The sequence below is a fragment of the Serratia sp. JSRIV006 genome (assembly GCF_019968685.1).
In the GTDB taxonomy this organism is placed as follows: Bacteria; Pseudomonadota; Gammaproteobacteria; order Enterobacterales; family Enterobacteriaceae; genus Chania; species Chania fonticola_B.
Genome location: NZ_CP074137.1, coordinates 5663026 through 5681491, shown reverse-complemented (window position 1 = coordinate 5681491; position 18466 = coordinate 5663026). Strand labels below are relative to the sequence as shown.

Below are 18466 nucleotides of genomic sequence, written 5' to 3'. Positions count from 1 at the left end.
TTGGCTACCATGAAAGATGTTGCCCGCCTGGCGGGTGTTTCAACCTCGACGGTCTCGCACGTGATCAATAACAATCGCTTTGTCAGCGACAGCGTGCGTGACAAAGTCATGGTGGCCGTGGAACAGCTAAACTATGCCCCTTCCGCACTGGCGCGTAGCCTGAAACTCAATACGACGCGCACCATTGGTATGCTGGTGACCTCCAGTAATAACCCGTTTTATGCCGAAGTGGTGCGCGGCGTGGAACGCAGCTGCTACGAGCGTGGCTACAGCCTGATCCTGTGCAACACAGAGGAGGATGTGGCGCGTATGAACAGCAGCATGGAAACGCTGTTGCAAAAGCGGGTGGATGGCCTGCTGGTGATGTGTACCGAAAACCACCGCCCCTCGCAGGATGCACTGAGCCGCTACCCCTCTTTGCCGATCGTGATGATGGACTGGTCGCCGTTCGAAGGGGCCAACGATATCATTCAGGATAACTCGTTGCTGGGGGGCGAAATGGCTACCGATCATCTGATCGCTCGCGGCTATCGCCAAATCGCCTGTATCGCCGGGCCGCTGGATAAAACGACCGCGCGCCATCGCTTGGAAGGCTATCGCCGCGCCATGAAGCGTGCCGGCCTTGAAATCCTGCCGGGCTATGAGGTGTATTGCGACTTTGAGTTTGAAGGGGGCGTGCATGCCATGAAGCAGTTGCTGGCGTTAGCCGAACCTCCTCATGCGGTGTTTGCTGGCAACGATGCCGTCGCCGTCGGCGTTTATCAGGCGTTGTATCAGGCCGGGCTGGTGGTACCACAGGATATGGCCGTGATGGGTTACGACGATATCGAACTGGCCAAATATCTGGCTCCACCGCTCAGCACCATTCATCAGCCCAAAGATTCGCTAGGGGAACTGGCGATCGATGCGCTCATCAATCGCCTGCAAAACCCTGAGCGGGATGCCCAGATCCTGGTGCTGACGCCAGAGCTGGTGGAGAGAGACTCCGTCGGTTACCGTTAACTGGTAGCCTTCGCTTCTTTGCGTGATTTCTCTTTGCCGGTGATCAGGTTATTGCCGTCTTTTCTTCTTAACAGCATAAAGACGAAGGCCGAAGCAACGGTCACTATCCCCATGGTAATAAAGGTGTAGTGGAACTGATCGATCATGGTGCCGATCCCCATTGAACCATAGAAGCGCAACACGGCGGCGCTGATCGCCACGCCAAAGCTGATAGACAGCTGTTGCGTCACTGCCAATACGCTATTGCCGGAACTGGCGTTGCCATCGTTCAGGTCTGCCAGGCTGATGGTATTCATGGCGGTAAACTGCGTCGACATCGCCATCCCTAGAACAAACAGCGGCAAAATCATCAGCCACAGCGGCATACCTGGGCTTTGCAGAGAGAACTGCGCAATCAATACGCCGATAATGATAGTGATACCTACCAACGTCTTACGATAGCCGAACCAGCGCAACACCTGGGTAACGGTAGACTTGGCCATCAGAGAACCCACCGCCGTCGGGGCCATCATGCAACCGGCGACAATCGCCGAATAGCCAAAGGCCACCTGCAGCATCAACGGCATCAGGAAGGGAACGCAGCCAGTCCCTAGCCGCGAGGCCACGTTACCGGCAATGCCGACGGAAAAGGTACGGGTCTTGAACAGATCCAGCCCAATCAGTGGCTGAGCGTGGCGGCGGGCGTGAATGATATAGCCAAACAGCATCACAAAGCCGCTCAGGAACACTCCCAGAGAAATGTAATTGGCCAGTACCTGCTCGCCGAACAGCTCCAGGCCGGTGGAGATAAGTACCAGGCTAAGGCCAAACAGCATAAAACCAATGAAATCAAACGGCCGTTTCGGCGTGGTGAAGTCCGGCATGTATTTGCGGGCGTAGACGATGCCGAGTAAGCCTATCGGGATGTTAATCAGGAAGATCCAATGCCAGGTAGCGTAGGTCACCAGCCAGCCGCCAAGCAGCGGGCCTATTATTGGCCCAACCAGGCCAGGCATGGTGACAAAGTTCAGTACCGGCAACAGCTCACTACGCGGATAGGCCCGCAACAGGGCAAGGCGTGCCACCGGCATCATCATCGCGCCGCCAATCCCCTGTAAAATACGTGAGGCGACCAGGAAACTCAGCGTCGGGGACAAGGCACACAACAGCGAGCCAAAGGTAAACAGTGATACGGCGATAATAAACACTCGCCGGGTGCCGAAGCGATCGGCCAGCCAGCCGCTCACCGGGATTAGCATCGCAACCGTCAGGGTGTAACTGATCACCGCCGACTGCATTGCCAAGGGGGAACGGTCGAGGCTGTGGGCTATCGCCGGTAAGGCGGTATTGAGAATAGTGGCATCCAACGCCTGCATAAAGAACGCCATCGCGGCGATCCAAGGCAACCCTGCCATGCTGCGTGCAGATTTTGTCATCGTGATCCCATTTTCCTTCTATATATAGCTGCGGAGTTTACGCATTGCCCTGCAACAATGTTTGGCATGCAGTGAGGGCTGCGGTGCTGTCACTGGCGACTATGGCATCCACAATGGCCTGATGGTGTTGCAGTTTGATCACTTCATTACCTGTGATCGCCCGGAAATAGCTTTGATACACCGAGCTGAACAGGTTGGCGAACGAGGTGAGAAACGGATTGGCGCTGGCTTCATAGATTAGCTGGTGGTACTGGGTATCGACCTCAATCCAGCGTTCGCGGTCAAAATCCACGTGTAGCGCCTGCATTTCTGTCATCAGCGTGACCAATCGCGTTTTTTGCTCCTGGGTGGCGTTGATGGCTGCCAATGAACAGGCCTGAGGTTCCAGCGACGTGCGTAGAATAAGGAAGTGCTGCATGACCTGGTCGAAGTTCTCTCTGGTCATCCACCAGGTCAGCAGATCCTGATCGAGGAAGTTCCATTGGCTTTGCGGCATGACCCTGGTGCCGATGCGGGGGCGCGGCAACAGCATGCCTTTGGCCGCCAGCATTTTTACTGCTTCACGTACTGCAGTGCGACTGACGCCAAAGTGTTCTGCCAAATCCATCTCGCCTGGCAGGATGCTGCCGGCTTGATATTCACCGGCCAGGATCTGTTGGCCGAGCTTTTCTGCCAGCAGATAAGAAAGATTACGCTGTGCCGCCTGTTGTTGAGCATTGAATTGCATGGCTGCGGTTCCTTTAACTGCATTGTTATCTTTCATTTTACGCCAGGGAGCGCCAGCTTTTACGGCTGTTTTCGGGAAAAAGTGGCAAAAACGACGAACAAGACAGCGTTTTGCCGAAAAAAGCCGCGCTTGAAAAGTTTTTTGAATTTAGGGGTTGCGCCCTTCTGAGAACTCCCTATAATGCGCCTCCACTGACCGGGAACAACGACGAACAAGTCGCCCAGCCAGGAAGAAGCAACCCGGTGAAAACACCGCGTCTCGTAAGAGAAAAAGGTTGACTCTTCAGCGGGAAAGCGTAATATGCACCTCCCGCGTTACCGAGAAACTTCACGGTAACGAACGCTCTTTAACAATTTATCAGACAATCTGTGTGGGCACTCACAAGACGATATCCAGCTACTTCGGTAGCAAAAAAATATCAAGTCTTGAAGAGTGACCAAGCAGTCATTCATGCGAATGAATGATTACGAAAGTTAATTTTCGAGCATCGCTGCACGAGTTGCAGCAAATCAAGCTTTTAATTGAAGAGTTTGATCATGGCTCAGATTGAACGCTGGCGGCAGGCCTAACACATGCAAGTCGAGCGGTAGCACAGGGAGCTTGCTCCTGGGTGACGAGCGGCGGACGGGTGAGTAATGTCTGGGAAACTGCCCGATGGAGGGGGATAACTACTGGAAACGGTAGCTAATACCGCATAACGTCTTCGGACCAAAGTGGGGGACCTTCGGGCCTCACACCATCGGATGTGCCCAGATGGGATTAGCTAGTAGGTGAGGTAATGGCTCACCTAGGCGACGATCCCTAGCTGGTCTGAGAGGATGACCAGCCACACTGGAACTGAGACACGGTCCAGACTCCTACGGGAGGCAGCAGTGGGGAATATTGCACAATGGGCGCAAGCCTGATGCAGCCATGCCGCGTGTGTGAAGAAGGCCTTCGGGTTGTAAAGCACTTTCAGCGAGGAGGAAGGGTTCAGTGTTAATAGCACTGTTCATTGACGTTACTCGCAGAAGAAGCACCGGCTAACTCCGTGCCAGCAGCCGCGGTAATACGGAGGGTGCAAGCGTTAATCGGAATTACTGGGCGTAAAGCGCACGCAGGCGGTTTGTTAAGTCAGATGTGAAATCCCCGAGCTTAACTTGGGAACTGCATTTGAAACTGGCAAGCTAGAGTCTTGTAGAGGGGGGTAGAATTCCAGGTGTAGCGGTGAAATGCGTAGAGATCTGGAGGAATACCGGTGGCGAAGGCGGCCCCCTGGACAAAGACTGACGCTCAGGTGCGAAAGCGTGGGGAGCAAACAGGATTAGATACCCTGGTAGTCCACGCTGTAAACGATGTCGACTTGGAGGTTGTGCCCTTGAGGCGTGGCTTCCGGAGCTAACGCGTTAAGTCGACCGCCTGGGGAGTACGGCCGCAAGGTTAAAACTCAAATGAATTGACGGGGGCCCGCACAAGCGGTGGAGCATGTGGTTTAATTCGATGCAACGCGAAGAACCTTACCTACTCTTGACATCCACAGAACTTTCCAGAGATGGATTGGTGCCTTCGGGAACTGTGAGACAGGTGCTGCATGGCTGTCGTCAGCTCGTGTTGTGAAATGTTGGGTTAAGTCCCGCAACGAGCGCAACCCTTATCCTTTGTTGCCAGCGCGTCATGGCGGGAACTCAAAGGAGACTGCCGGTGATAAACCGGAGGAAGGTGGGGATGACGTCAAGTCATCATGGCCCTTACGAGTAGGGCTACACACGTGCTACAATGGCATATACAAAGAGAAGCGAACTCGCGAGAGCAAGCGGACCTCATAAAGTATGTCGTAGTCCGGATCGGAGTCTGCAACTCGACTCCGTGAAGTCGGAATCGCTAGTAATCGTAGATCAGAATGCTACGGTGAATACGTTCCCGGGCCTTGTACACACCGCCCGTCACACCATGGGAGTGGGTTGCAAAAGAAGTAGGTAGCTTAACCTTCGGGAGGGCGCTTACCACTTTGTGATTCATGACTGGGGTGAAGTCGTAACAAGGTAACCGTAGGGGAACCTGCGGTTGGATCACCTCCTTACCTAAAGATATGCAGTTGAGTGCAGTGTCCACACAGATTGTCTGATGAAAAGTAATGAGCAAAGCGCTACCTGTTGATGTAATGAGTCTTCTGGACTCATGCTGATACGAGAAACGGTTAAACCCTGGGTTTAATCGGATTTTGTGTCCCCATCGTCTAGAGGCCTAGGACACTGCCCTTTCACGGCTGTAACAGGGGTTCGAATCCCCTTGGGGACGCCATCCGATAATGAGTGAAAGACATTATCACCGGTCATTCGTGACTGATTATCTTAAAGATGACTCTTGCGAGTCGTGTTTAAGATATTGCTCTTTAACAATCTGGAACAAGCTGAAAATTGAAACATGACAGCTGAAACTTATCCCTCCGTAGAAGTATTGGGGTAAGGATTAACCTGTCATAGAGTCTCTCAAATAAACAGCACGACAGTGTTCTCTGTTTACAGAAACACCTTCGGGTTGTGAGGTTAAGTGACTAAGCGTACACGGTGGATGCCTAGGCAGTCAGAGGCGATGAAGGGCGTGCTAATCTGCGAAAAGTGTCGGTAAGGTGATATGAACCGTTATAACCGGCAATACCCGAATGGGGAAACCCAGTGTGTTTCGACACACTATCGTATGGTGAATACATAGCCATACGAGGCGAACCGGGGGAACTGAAACATCTAAGTACCCCGAGGAAAAGAAATCAACCGAGATTCCCCTAGTAGCGGCGAGCGAACGGGGAACAGCCCAGAACCTGAATCAGTTCTTGTGTTAGTGGAAGCGTCTGGAAAGTCGCGCAGCAAAGGGTGATAGCCCCGTACACTAAAATGCATTAACTGTGAGTTCGATGAGTAGGGCGGGACACGTGACATCCTGTCTGAATATGGGGGGACCATCCTCCAAGGCTAAATACTCCTGACTGACCGATAGTGAACCAGTACCGTGAGGGAAAGGCGAAAAGAACCCCGGCGAGGGGAGTGAAATAGAACCTGAAACCGTGTACGTACAAGCAGTGGGAGCACCTTCGTGGTGTGACTGCGTACCTTTTGTATAATGGGTCAGCGACTTATATTTTGTAGCAAGGTTAACCGTATAGGGGAGCCGTAGGGAAACCGAGTCTTAACTGGGCGAATAGTTGCAAGGTATAGACCCGAAACCCGGTGATCTAGCCATGGGCAGGTTGAAGGTTGGGTAACACTAACTGGAGGACCGAACCGACTAATGTTGAAAAATTAGCGGATGACTTGTGGCTGGGGGTGAAAGGCCAATCAAACCGGGAGATAGCTGGTTCTCCCCGAAAGCTATTTAGGTAGCGCCTCGTGAACTCATCTTCGGGGGTAGAGCACTGTTTCGGCTAGGGGGCCATCCCGGCTTACCAAACCGATGCAAACTCCGAATACCGAAGAATGTTATCACGGGAGACACACGGCGGGTGCTAACGTCCGTCGTGAAGAGGGAAACAACCCAGACCGCCAGCTAAGGTCCCAAAGTCATGGTTAAGTGGGAAACGATGTGGGAAGGCATAGACAGCCAGGATGTTGGCTTAGAAGCAGCCATCATTTAAAGAAAGCGTAATAGCTCACTGGTCGAGTCGGCCTGCGCGGAAGATGTAACGGGGCTAAACCATGCACCGAAGCTGCGGCAGCGACGCTCAGGCGTTGTTGGGTAGGGGAGCGTTCTGTAAGCCGTTGAAGGTGAACTGTGAGGTTTGCTGGAGGTATCAGAAGTGCGAATGCTGACATAAGTAACGATAAAGCGGGTGAAAAACCCGCTCGCCGGAAGACCAAGGGTTCCTGTCCAACGTTAATCGGGGCAGGGTGAGTCGACCCCTAAGGCGAGGCCGAAAGGCGTAGTCGATGGGAAACAGGTTAATATTCCTGTACTCGGTGTTACTGCGAAGGGGGGACGGAGAAGGCTAGGCTAGCCGGGCGACGGTTGTCCCGGTTTAAGCGTGTAGGGGGGTGTTCCTGGTAAATCCGGAACGCTACCAACCCTGAGGCGTGATGACGATGCACTACGGTGCAGAAGTAGTTGATGCCCTGCTTCCAGGAAAAGCCTCTAAGCATCAGGTAACATCAAATCGTACCCCAAACCGACACAGGTGGTCAGGTAGAGAATACCAAGGCGCTTGAGAGAACTCGGGTGAAGGAACTAGGCAAAATGGTGCCGTAACTTCGGGAGAAGGCACGCTGGCGCGTAGGTGAAGAGACTTGCTCTCGGAGCTGAAGCCAGTCGCAGATACCAGCTGGCTGCAACTGTTTAATAAAAACACAGCACTGTGCAAACACGAAAGTGGACGTATACGGTGTGACGCCTGCCCGGTGCTGGAAGGTTAATTGATGGGGTCAGCCGCAAGGCGAAGCTCTTGATCGAAGCCCCAGTAAACGGCGGCCGTAACTATAACGGTCCTAAGGTAGCGAAATTCCTTGTCGGGTAAGTTCCGACCTGCACGAATGGCGTAATGATGGCCAGGCTGTCTCCACCCGAGACTCAGTGAAATTGAACTCGCTGTGAAGATGCAGTGTACCCGCGGCAAGACGGAAAGACCCCGTGAACCTTTACTATAGCTTGACACTGAACATTGAGCCTTGATGTGTAGGATAGGTGGGAGGCTTTGAAGTGTGGACGCCAGTCTGCATGGAGCCAACCTTGAAATACCACCCTTTAATGTTTGATGTTCTAACTCGGCCCCGTAATCCGGGGTGAGGACAGTGTCTGGTGGGTAGTTTGACTGGGGCGGTCTCCTCCCAAAGAGTAACGGAGGAGCACGAAGGTTAGCTAATCACGGTCGGACATCGTGAGGTTAGTGCAAAGGCATAAGCTAGCTTGACTGCGAGAGTGACGGCTCGAGCAGGTACGAAAGTAGGTCTTAGTGATCCGGTGGTTCTGAATGGAAGGGCCATCGCTCAACGGATAAAAGGTACTCCGGGGATAACAGGCTGATACCGCCCAAGAGTTCATATCGACGGCGGTGTTTGGCACCTCGATGTCGGCTCATCACATCCTGGGGCTGAAGTAGGTCCCAAGGGTATGGCTGTTCGCCATTTAAAGTGGTACGCGAGCTGGGTTTAGAACGTCGTGAGACAGTTCGGTCCCTATCTGCCGTGGGCGTTGGAAGATTGAGAGGGGTTGCTCCTAGTACGAGAGGACCGGAGTGAACGCACCACTGGTGTTCGGGTTGTCATGCCAATGGCACTGCCCGGTAGCTAAGTGCGGAAAAGATAAGCGCTGAAAGCATCTAAGCGCGAAACTTGCCTCGAGATGAGTCTTCCCTGGGCCTTTAAGGCCCCTGAAGGAACGTTTAAGACTAAGACGTTGATAGGCTGGGTGTGTAAGTGCAGCGATGCATTGAGCTAACCAGTACTAATGATCCGTGAGGCTTAACCTTACAACACCGAAGGTGTTTTGAAGAGATTGTAGAGATTTTCAGTGAAGTTCCGAGATTGGTTCTGGTGGTTACGAAAGTAACGGCCAAGAATGAAACGAATTTGCCTGGCGGCAATAGCGCGGTGGTCCCACCTGACCCCATGCCGAACTCAGAAGTGAAACGCCGTAGCGCCGATGGTAGTGTGGGGTCTCCCCATGCGAGAGTAGGACACTGCCAGGCATCAATTAAGCCAAGAGGCCATCCGCAAGGATGGCCTTTTTGCTATGGGGCAAAAACAGAAATGCCCCTCACCCCCACCCTCTCCCAGAGTACCAGCCGAGAACAACTGAACCCCCGTGTGAGGGAGAGGGAGCCGTCCGGCGTCGTGGATGAGCCCGTACTGCTTCGGAAAGTGGGGAGAGGTTGGGTTTGCCCGTACCGCTTCAGGACGTTGGAAGTAAGTAGAAAGATGAAGTATTACACAGAGAGATCCGCGAGCTCGATCGGTTCCCTCTCCCTGTGGGAGAGGGTTAGGGTGAGGGGACTATGCCTTTGTCTGCTTCAGCCACTGAACAATAAACCCAGCGATCGTTTCAGGCTGGTTGATATCTAGTAACGGCGCAACACCTTCTATCTTCCTATCGCTGGCTACGGCAATGACGTGCTGATCCAACATATCTGCAAGCGGTTTACCGACTTCCTCGCGATAGAGAACAATTTTGCTGATCTGTTCATGCTTGAACCCTTCCACCAGGATCAAATCCACCTTGCTGCGATCGAATCTGCCAGCCAGATACTGGAGATCTAAAGGCTGTTGTTCAGGTGTTTCGGTCATTAATGCCCAGCGCCGATCGCTGGCAACCAGCGTCTGGTCTGCACCGGCCTTGCGCAGTTCATAGCTGTCCTTACCAGGCGTATCAACATCCATCTCATGGTGGGTATGCTTGATCAGGCCAACGCGCACCTGTTGCTGTTTTAATAGTGGGATCAATTGCTTAAGCAGCGTGGTTTTACCTGTGCCGCTATAGGCGGCGATAGCCAGCAAGGGTGGCAATAACTCCGTCATTGATCGCCCCCCTTTTCCTGCTGCCACTGTTGGCAATCTTCCGGGGTATTCAAATTACGGAAGGCGTCTTGCTGCCCACGGAACACCACCTGTTGTGCACCGACAGCCGCCATGAACAGCATCAATTTGCGTTCCCCCCGGGCTAGATAACGGGTGAGTTCCTCTGTCAGACTAGTATGCAGTAAAGTGAAGGTAGGATGCTCACGTTCGCCATCACAAGCATAGGCGGCCAGGGCATTGCCTTTATGCAGCCAAAGCTGTTCTACCAGGTTGAGAGGGAAATCGGGTACATCGCAGGGGGCGCAGACAATCCATGGTGTGTTGGCATAAGTGAGGCCAGCCAATATACCGGCTAAGGGGCCAGGGTAATCTGCCGTCAGATCGCCGACGACCTCTAAGCCGCTTTGCTGATAGCACTGCTGATTGCGATTGGCACTGATGATCACCTGGCTCACTTGTGGTGTTAATCGGCCCAGGACGTGCTGGTACAGCGTTTTATCCCCCACTTGCACCAATCCTTTATCTTTCCCTCCCATGCGGGTAGAGCGCCCACCGGCCAGAATAACGCCGGTTATATTTGCATGCATAGTCATCATCCAACCCCTCTCCAATGCCCTGATTGTAGCGCTAAACCTGTTCAGACATCATGATTTACCTTTATTGACACGCTGGTTCTTTCACTACGTAGTCAAGCCTGCTACTTTGTGGGTTTATCACTTCATTGGATGATATGTTGCTATGAAAACGCATCGCGTAAACGAACTGATTGAGCTTTTGCACCCGGCCTGGCAGCAGGATCCCGATCTCAACCTGATTCAGTTTCTGCAAAAGCTGGCACAGGAAGCGGGTTTTCAGGGTGAGTTAGGCGATCTGAGCGATGATATCTTGATCTATCATCTGAAAATGCGCGGCAGTGCGGGCACAGAACAGATCCCAGGCTTGAAGAAAGACTACGAAGAAGACTTTAAAACGGCGTTGCTGCGTGCCCGTGGCGTGATAAAAGATTAGCATTCATGCGGTGCGATCATCAGTGGCGGTGATTAGTGCTACTCTTTCTTATTCTTGGCACGCTGTTGTCATCTGGCGAACTGAACGGTTGTTATGAACAACTCTGCATTTAATTTTGAAACCCTTTCTCCCGATCTGATAATGGATGCGCTGGAAGGGATAGGTTTGCGTGTTGATTCAGGGCTGACGGCGCTCAACAGCTATGAAAACCGCGTATACCAGTTTATGGACGAAGATCGTCGGCGTTACGTGGTGAAATTTTATCGCCCAGAACGCTGGAGTGCAGAGCAAATCGGTGAAGAACACCGGTTCGCGCTGGATTTGTCGCACAACGAAATTCCGGCGGTCGCGCCGCTGGTATTACAGGGAAATACGCTGCACACCCATGCAGGCTTTTTCTTTACCGTATTTCCGAGCGTCGGTGGCCGACAGTACGAGATCGATAATCTGGAACAGCTGGAGTGGGTCGGGCGTTTTCTTGGCCGCATCCACCAGGTGGGTAGCGAAAGCCTGTTTACCGAGCGGCCGACCATTGGCATTGAAGAGTATCTCACAGAGCCCCGGCAGGTTCTGGCCAGCTGTGATTTAGTTCCCAAGGCCCAGCGCGAGACTTTCCTGCGGGCTACGGATACGTTGATTGACGCTATCAAACCGCACTGGCAACTGGATTGGCAACCGCTGCGTTTGCATGGCGATTGCCACCCAGGCAATATCTTGTGGCGTGATGGTCCGCTGTTCGTCGATCTTGACGATGCACGCAACGGGCCGGCAATACAGGATTTGTGGATGTTGTTACACGGCGAACGTCGCGATCGGCTGATGCAGCTGGATATCCTGCTGGAGGCCTATGGCGAATTTGCCGAATTTGATCAGCGCGAGTTGGCGTTGATCGAACCCTTGCGGGCCATGCGCATGGTGTATTACCTGGCATGGGTAGCGCGCCGTTGGCAGGATCCCGCGTTTCCAAAAAGTTTCCCGTGGATGGCGGAGTCTGATTTCTGGTTATCTCAGACTGCGGCATTTACTGAACAGGTTAAGCTGTTGCAGGAACCCCCTCTGCAGCTCATGCCAATGTATTGAAGCATTAACATAATGGAGAGTTTAGTGTTATGAAAAAAATTTGGTTGGCACTCGTTGGTATGGTGATGGCATTCAGTGCCTCCGCTGCGCAATTCAGTGACGGTACGCAATACATCACTTTGGATAAGCCGGTAACTGGCGAACCACAGGTGCTGGAGTTCTTCTCTTTCTACTGCCCGCACTGCTACCAGTTTGAAGAGACATACCATATTTCTGATGCGGTCAAAAAAGCGCTGCCTGAAGGCACCAAGATGACCAAATACCATGTGGAATTCCTGGGTCCATTGGGTAAGCAATTAACTCAGGCCTGGGCAGTTGCCATGGCTCTGGGTGTAGAAGACAAAATTACTCAGCCAATGTTTGAAGCGATTCAGAAAACTCAAACCGTGCAAACGCCTGACGATATCCGCAAGGTATTCGTCAATGCAGGCGTAGCAGGTGAAGACTATGACGCGGCTTTAAACAGCTTCGTGGTGAAATCTCTGGTGGCTCAGCAAGAGAAAGCGGCAGAAGATTTGCAACTGCGCGGCGTGCCAGCGGTATTTGTTAATGGCAAATACATGGTGAAAAACGATGGCCTGGATACCAGCAGCATGGACGTTTACGTCAAGCAATTTGCTGATGTCGTTAAGTTCCTGACCGAACAAAAGTAACCTGCAGCAAGAAATCAACGCCGGTTAATCCGGCGTTTTTTTTAACTTATTCACGCTTGAGCCTGTCTAGCAAACCATCTTTTTCCTGCCACAACGTATTCAGCCAAATCTGGAATTTACGTTTAAACAGTTTGTCATTGAAGTAATCCCCGTGCAGCGACTCATCAATCGGCAGGCATTCAATCCTGACGACAACCCGTTGCAAACGGCCACACAACATATCCATAAAGGGATGCTCACGGTTATCCGGATAGCACAAGGTGACATTCAGGATCTTATCAAATTGCTGGCCAAGCGCACTAAGCGTAAAGGCGATCCCGGCAGCTTTCGGGGCGAGCAAATTGCGGTAGGGTGAGCGGGTTTTAATTTTCTTGGCCTCGGTGAAACGAGACCCCTCAACGAAATTGACGATGGTGGTCGGGCGCAGGCGAAACTTGTCGCAGGAACGCCGCGTGGTTTCGATATCCTGCCCGCTTTTCTCTGGATGTCTGTGCAGATAGGCCCGCGAGTAGCGCTTCATAAAGGGCATATCCAACGCCCAGCAGGCCAGGCCGACGAAGGGGATCCAGGCCAGTTGCTGTTTCAGGAAGTACTTATTCATAGGTATATGGTGACGGAATAACACACACAGCACTACAATGTCCGACCAGCTTTTATGGTTGCTGATCAGCAAATACCAATTCTTTTTCTCCAGCCCGTGCAGCCCTTGAATATCCCACTGCAAGCGGGGATTAATTCGTAACAATACTGCCAGGCATTGGCACCAGCACCACATCGTCAGGTCAGCAAAGGCTGAAATGTATCGCCAAACGGCGGGCATGGGGATCAAAAGCTTAATGATACCGGCCAAAACAATGGGGATGGAGCACAGCATCGTTACGCCAATGGCAAGCAGCGCAGAAAAGATAAAAATAACAGGGGCTAGCAATTTTGGCATGGGTTTAGTGCTGACGGTTGAAGGAAACATGGTTAGATACGTCAGTACGTACCAACAAAAAAATATTTTAACAGAATCCTGGCCAAGAATACGCGGCTATAAGTAAGCGATTTTAACCTGGTAGAAATTGCCAGTTGTTAGCCGTTGGCGTGCAGATTTTCAATCTTGTGCTATGGTCATTGAGGTGCCTAAATTGATTAAACGTGCGATTAAACTTCGGCCCCAGTTATATCCACAAATTAACTGAAACACGATAAATAGCAAAACCGCCAATCCCCTCTTTCAACAGTGTGATTTGTCTAGGAATTTTATTCTCCATTATAACGATATTACCTTCGTTATAATTCAGTTGCTAAACTATGCACAAAGTTATCCACAGGCAGGATCTTGCGGATCGCTTCACAGGATCTCATCTAATTTGGCCATATTGCACGCTAAGGTTCGTCACCAGCGGCTAGCTATGGCATGCTTACCCCAGTCCTTTTCACGAAAAAGAAACGTTATGGCCCAGATTGCAGAAAACCCATTAATCCTGGTGGATGGTTCCTCTTACCTTTACCGCGCCTACCACGCCTTCCCACCGCTGACAAACTCGGTCGGTGAGCCGACGGGAGCGATGTACGGTGTGCTGAACATGCTGCGCAGCCTGCTGTTGCAGTATACCCCCAGCCATGTGGCGGTGGTGTTTGATGCCAAAGGGAAGACCTTCCGTGACGAGCTGTTTGCCGAATATAAATCACATCGGCCACCGATGCCGGACGATTTGCGAGCGCAGATCGAACCGCTGCACCAGATGGTTAAAGCCATGGGGTTACCGTTGCTGGTTACACCTGGCGTAGAGGCCGATGACGTAATCGGCACTCTGGCGCTAGAGGCTGAGAAAGCGGGTCATGCCGTGTTGATCAGCACCGGCGACAAAGATATGGCTCAGTTGGTGACGCCGAATGTTACCCTGATCAATACCATGAACAACACCATCCTCGGCCCGCAGGAGGTCTGTGATAAATACGGTATTCCTCCTGAACTGATCATCGATTTCCTGGCGCTGATGGGGGATTCGTCAGATAACATCCCTGGCGTACCTGGGGTGGGTGAGAAAACGGCCCAGGCGCTGCTGCAAGGGTTAGGGGGCCTGGATCAGCTCTATGCCAATCTGGATAGCATTGCCACGCTGAGCTTCCGCGGTGCCAAGACCATGGCGGCCAAGCTGGAGCAGAACAAAGAGGTGGCCTATCTCTCTTACAAACTGGCGACAATCAAAACCGATGTTGAACTGGATCTGAAATGCAGTGAGCTGGAAGTGAGCCCACCGGATGTCGATCAACTGCAGGCGCTGTTTAAGCGCTACGAGTTCAAACGCTGGATGGCCGATGTTGAAGCCGGGACCTGGTTAGAAAACAAAGGGTCAGGTCGTAAGGCCAGCGCGGCAGCCAAGCCAGCCTCAACGGCAGAAGCACCAAGAGCCGCCGTAGAGCCTACCCTGTCGCAGGAAGGTTACGTCACCATTCTGGATGAGGAAACCTTCGCCGATTGGATGGAGCGCCTGAAACAGGCCGAAGTTTTCGCCTTCGATACCGAAACTGACGGCCTGGATACCCTGACGGCTAACCTGATCGGTCTGTCCTTCGCCATTGAGCCTGGCGTGGCGGCGTACCTGCCGGTTGCACACGATTATCTGGATGCTCCCCCACAGCTGGATCGCAACCACGTGCTGGCCATCCTGAAGCCGCTGCTGGAAGACGAAAAGGCGTTGAAGGTGGGGCAGAACCTGAAGTTCGATAAAAGCCTGCTGGCCCGCTATGACATCGATCTACGCGGTATCGCCTACGACACCATGCTGGAGTCCTACGTACTCGACAGCGTCAGTGGCCGTCACGATATGGATAGCCTGGCCGATCGCTACCTGGGCCATAAAACCATTACCTTCGAAGAGATCGCGGGCAAAGGCAAAAAACAGTTAACCTTTAACCAGATCGCCCTTGAAGAGGCGGGCCCTTATGCGGCAGAAGATGCCGACGTTACGCTACAGCTGCATTTGGCGATGTGGCCGCAGTTGAAAGAGAGTGAAGGCCTGCTGACGGTATTCAATGAGATTGAAATGCCGCTGTTGCCGGTGCTTTCCCATATCGAACGCACCGGGGTGCTGATCGATCCTAACATTCTGGCTGCTCACTCCATTGAGTTGACCAAGCGCCTCGGCGAGCTTGAAGTGCAGGCCCATGAATTGGCAGAAGAGCCGTTCAATCTGGCCTCGACCAAGCAGTTGCAGGCCATTTTGTATGAAAAGCAAAAGCTGCCGGTGCTGAAAAAGACCCCTGGCGGTGCTCCTTCAACCAATGAGGAAGTGCTGGCCGAGTTGGCGCTGGATTATCCGCTGCCTAAAGTGATCCTGGAATACCGTGGTCTGGCGAAGCTGAAAACCACCTATACCGACAAACTGCCGTTGATGATCAACCCGGTTAGCGGGCGGGTGCATACTTCCTATCACCAAGCCGTCACCGCCACCGGTCGCCTGTCATCCAGCGATCCAAACCTGCAAAACATTCCGGTACGTAACGATGAAGGGCGCCGTATCCGTCAGGCATTTATTGCGCCTGAGGGTTACCGTATTGTCGCGGCGGACTACTCGCAGATTGAACTGCGCATCATGGCCCATTTATCGCAGGACGAAGGCTTGCTCACAGCGTTTGCTGAAGGTAAGGACATACACCGGGCAACGGCGGCAGAAGTCTTTGGTCTGGCGTTGGAGAAGGTCACCAACGAACAGCGTCGCAGTGCCAAGGCGATTAACTTTGGTCTGATTTACGGCATGAGCGCATTTGGTTTGGCTCGCCAGTTGGGGATCCCGCGCGGCGAAGCGCAGCGCTATATGGATTTGTACTTCGAGCGCTACCCTGGCGTGCTGGAGTATATGGAGCGCACCCGTCAGCAGGCCGCCGAGCAGGGCTACGTCAGCACGCTGGATGGCCGCCGGTTGTATCTGCCGGACGTTCGCTCCAGTAACGGTATGCGTCGCAAGGCGGCCGAGAGAGCGGCGATTAACGCCCCTATGCAGGGCACTGCTGCGGATATCATCAAACGTGCGATGATTGAGGTGGATGCCTGGCTGCAAGGGCCTGAGAAGCCGCTGGTGCGCATGATCATGCAGGTACACGATGAACTGGTGTTTGAAATCCACGAGTCCGCCATCGAAGAGGCCAGCCTGCGCATTCATGAGTTAATGGAAAACAGTATGCAGCTGGCTGTTCCGCTGCGGGTGGACATCGGCGTAGGTAAAAACTGGGATGAGGCTCACTGATTACCCTGGGTGATACGTTATGGCCAGTTTTCGCTAACTGGCGAAAACCTAAGCACTTTTGGTAATTGAGCAACATCCTTCGGTGATTGTTTCGACTAAATTGGCGTTGTTAGTGCCCGGATCGTGTAAGTAAACTACAAAAAATTCTTTTGCAGCGTGAAAAAATGATGTAGAGTTACAGACGTAGGGTACAGAGGTAAGATGTTCTATCTTTCAGACCTTTTACTTCACGTAATCGGATTTGGCTGAATATTTAGCCGCCCCAGTCAGTATTGACTGGGGCGTTTTTTATTGTAAAAACAAAGCAAAAGCATCGATTTTCGTTATCCCCGCCTGCTCTTCTCCTGCCGTTCCTTTGGCTGATTTATCTGCATGTATCTCCTGACAGCGCACTATCTACCATAAGTTTTTATGATGGCTTTTAGTCAAAATTGTAATTAGATAACGAAATGCGGCCTCGTGTAGGGTGATAACGGGCGTAAAAAAGCCGATGTTTTAGCATCGGCTCTGCATGCGGCCCACTACGAAATACCCGCAGCGGTTATCATTCCCCGCCGATATCGTCTTCCGGCAGCACTTCCGGTGGGATCTCGTTAAACCAGGTATTCAACTTCTGGCTCAGTTTATCGACACCGATCTTTTTCGGTGACGAGAAGGCTTCCACCTGAATATCACCCATAAATGGCAGCACGGCCTCACGCACCATATTGAGTTGTGCCTTGCGGGCACCAGAGGCCAGCTTATCGGCCTTGGTCAGCAGGACCAGCACTGGCGTGCCAACGTCGACGGCCCACTGGATCATCTGTTGGTCCAGGTCTTTGAGCGGATGACGAATATCCATCAGCACCACCAGGCCTTTCAGGCAGTTACGCATTTGCAGGTATTCACCCAGCGCCCGCTGCCATTTCTTCTTCATCTCTTCCGGCACTTCGGCATAGCCATAGCCTGGCAGGTCGACCAGGCGAATGCCTTCTTCGACCTCGAACAGGTTAATCAGCTGGGTACGCCCCGGCGTTTTACTGGTACGTGCCAGGCCTTTCTGATTGGTCAGGGTATTCAGTGCGCTGGACTTACCGGCGTTGGAACGGCCGGCGAACGCAACTTCAATACCTTCATCCCCCGGTAGGTGGCGAATATCGGGTGCACTGGTGACGAAATGGGTCACATGGTAATTGTAGTTCTTGCTGGTCAAAATTTTCGTCTCCGTGAGGATGGCTATCTGGTGGGCGATTATAACTGCATCAGCGCTAAAAGGGTGTGTTTCTCGGTTATTAAGCGTTTTAACCACTGAGCCCTTGTGGCAAAAGGTCGACCGCCGTGTGAGACATTGACCATTCGAATTGGGGGTAATGTCGCTTTATTCGAAAGCTGTAAATATTTTATTTGTTATAAAACAGGGCATTGTAATTTCGTTAAGTAAAAGATCGTCGTAAGCCACCTGTAGGTATCTTGAGCACATCCCATAAAAGCGTAAAGTAGGTTGCAAGGCAGGAGGCCAAGGAAACAGGAACATCCAGGAAGGGTGAAAAATCTCAGGGAATACACAGGCAGTGTAATGAGTACCAGGATGATGTCAGATGGAATTGAAACTATTGGTGCCGGAGCGCACGAATAGTACACGGATGATGAAGTGACTGCAATTGGGACGCCCGCGGGAAGCGCACTCAGGAAGAGTGGAAGCGAACGGATCGCAGCACGGATGATTTTTTCTTTCAGGATGAAAGACGTAGTAGCAGGGAGCGCGGTTATCGCAGATGGAAAAACCGGGATGTTGAGTGTGTGCATGGAGCGCGGAGCAGGAATATCCTTCGAGTGAAGGTGCGAAATAGGCGGCAGGTTTTAACCTGCCGCCTTTTTTCTTTGTCTGCTT

General features: G+C 52.4%; 12 protein-coding genes, 1 tRNA gene and 3 rRNA genes. 10 read left to right on the top strand and 6 right to left on the bottom strand.

The window, feature by feature from the left end; genetic code table 11:
• Positions 1 to 1002, top strand: coding sequence for a ribose operon transcriptional repressor RbsR (rbsR, locus tag KGP16_RS26265; protein ID WP_021181450.1), 1002 nt, complete (start codon positions 1 to 3; stop codon positions 1000 to 1002).
• Here the strand turns inward: rbsR and mdtD are convergent.
• Positions 999 to 2417: a multidrug transporter subunit MdtD gene (gene mdtD, locus KGP16_RS26260; protein ID WP_115160460.1), complete on the bottom strand. Its 1419-nt coding sequence runs from the start codon at positions 2415 to 2417 to the stop codon at positions 999 to 1001. The genes rbsR and mdtD overlap by 4 nt on opposite strands.
• Before the next feature lie 37 nt (positions 2418 to 2454).
• The gene (locus KGP16_RS26255; protein ID WP_223500561.1) at positions 2455 to 3144 is read right to left on the bottom strand and encodes a FadR/GntR family transcriptional regulator; all 690 of its coding nucleotides are present in this window, start codon (positions 3142 to 3144) and stop codon (positions 2455 to 2457) included.
• A 518-nt stretch (positions 3145 to 3662) separates the two neighbouring features.
• On the opposite strand from KGP16_RS26255, the gene KGP16_RS26250 reads away from it, so the two are divergent.
• From KGP16_RS26250 to rrf, 4 genes are all read left to right on the top strand, one after another.
• Positions 3663 to 5203: ribosomal RNA gene (locus tag KGP16_RS26250) — 16S ribosomal RNA — on the top strand.
• 145 nt (positions 5204 to 5348) lie between these two features.
• A tRNA-Glu gene (locus tag KGP16_RS26245) sits at positions 5349 to 5424 on the top strand.
• A 243-nt stretch (positions 5425 to 5667) separates the two neighbouring features.
• Positions 5668 to 8575, top strand: a 23S ribosomal RNA gene (locus KGP16_RS26240).
• 103 nt (positions 8576 to 8678) lie between these two features.
• Positions 8679 to 8794, top strand: a 5S ribosomal RNA gene (rrf, locus tag KGP16_RS26235).
• Together the 16S, 23S and 5S rRNA genes with 1 tRNA gene alongside form the textbook arrangement of a ribosomal RNA operon.
• Positions 8795 to 9098: 304 nt before the next feature.
• On the opposite strand, the gene mobB is transcribed toward rrf, so the two are convergent.
• Positions 9099 to 9620 (bottom strand): molybdopterin-guanine dinucleotide biosynthesis protein MobB, encoded by a 522-nt coding sequence (gene mobB, locus KGP16_RS26230; protein WP_223500560.1) that lies wholly within the window; start codon positions 9618 to 9620, stop codon positions 9099 to 9101.
• Entirely contained in the window at positions 9617 to 10207 is a 591-nt protein-coding gene (gene mobA, locus KGP16_RS26225) for a molybdenum cofactor guanylyltransferase MobA (protein WP_115159618.1), read from the bottom strand. Before mobA ends, mobB begins: the two co-directional genes overlap by 4 nt.
• Positions 10208 to 10358: 151 nt before the next feature.
• On the opposite strand from mobA, the gene KGP16_RS26220 reads away from it, so the two are divergent.
• From KGP16_RS26220 to dsbA, 3 genes are all read left to right on the top strand, one after another.
• A complete protein-coding gene (locus tag KGP16_RS26220) occupies positions 10359 to 10628 on the top strand; it encodes a YihD family protein (RefSeq protein ID WP_059199298.1) in 270 nt (89 codons plus the stop codon).
• A gap of 93 nt (positions 10629 to 10721) precedes the next feature.
• On the top strand, positions 10722 to 11708 hold the full coding sequence (locus KGP16_RS26215; RefSeq protein ID WP_071683787.1) for a serine/threonine protein kinase: 987 nt from the start codon (positions 10722 to 10724) through the stop codon (positions 11706 to 11708).
• A 29-nt stretch (positions 11709 to 11737) separates the two neighbouring features.
• Positions 11738 to 12361: a thiol:disulfide interchange protein DsbA gene (dsbA, locus tag KGP16_RS26210; RefSeq protein WP_024482970.1), complete on the top strand. Its 624-nt coding sequence runs from the start codon at positions 11738 to 11740 to the stop codon at positions 12359 to 12361.
• A gap of 46 nt (positions 12362 to 12407) precedes the next feature.
• Here dsbA and KGP16_RS26205 read toward each other — a convergent pair whose 3' ends face one another.
• Complete coding sequence (locus KGP16_RS26205) at positions 12408 to 13247, bottom strand: acyltransferase (RefSeq protein WP_245398330.1); 840 nt, start codon at positions 13245 to 13247, stop codon at positions 12408 to 12410.
• Between KGP16_RS26205 and KGP16_RS26200 the strand changes: the two genes are divergently transcribed.
• Positions 13159 to 13404: a hypothetical protein gene (locus KGP16_RS26200; RefSeq protein ID WP_223501588.1), complete on the top strand. Its 246-nt coding sequence runs from the start codon at positions 13159 to 13161 to the stop codon at positions 13402 to 13404. The genes KGP16_RS26205 and KGP16_RS26200 overlap by 89 nt on opposite strands.
• 396 nt (positions 13405 to 13800) lie before the next feature.
• Complete coding sequence (polA, locus tag KGP16_RS26195) at positions 13801 to 16596, top strand: DNA polymerase I (protein WP_209523660.1); 2796 nt, start codon at positions 13801 to 13803, stop codon at positions 16594 to 16596.
• 544 nt (positions 16597 to 17140) lie between these two features.
• Here polA and yihA read toward each other — a convergent pair.
• Positions 17141 to 17788 carry a ribosome biogenesis GTP-binding protein YihA/YsxC gene (yihA, locus tag KGP16_RS26190; RefSeq protein WP_024482967.1) on the bottom strand — a complete coding sequence of 216 codons (648 nt, stop codon included), beginning with the start codon at positions 17786 to 17788 and terminating at the stop codon, positions 17141 to 17143.
• Positions 17789 to 18466 lie beyond the last annotated feature (678 nt).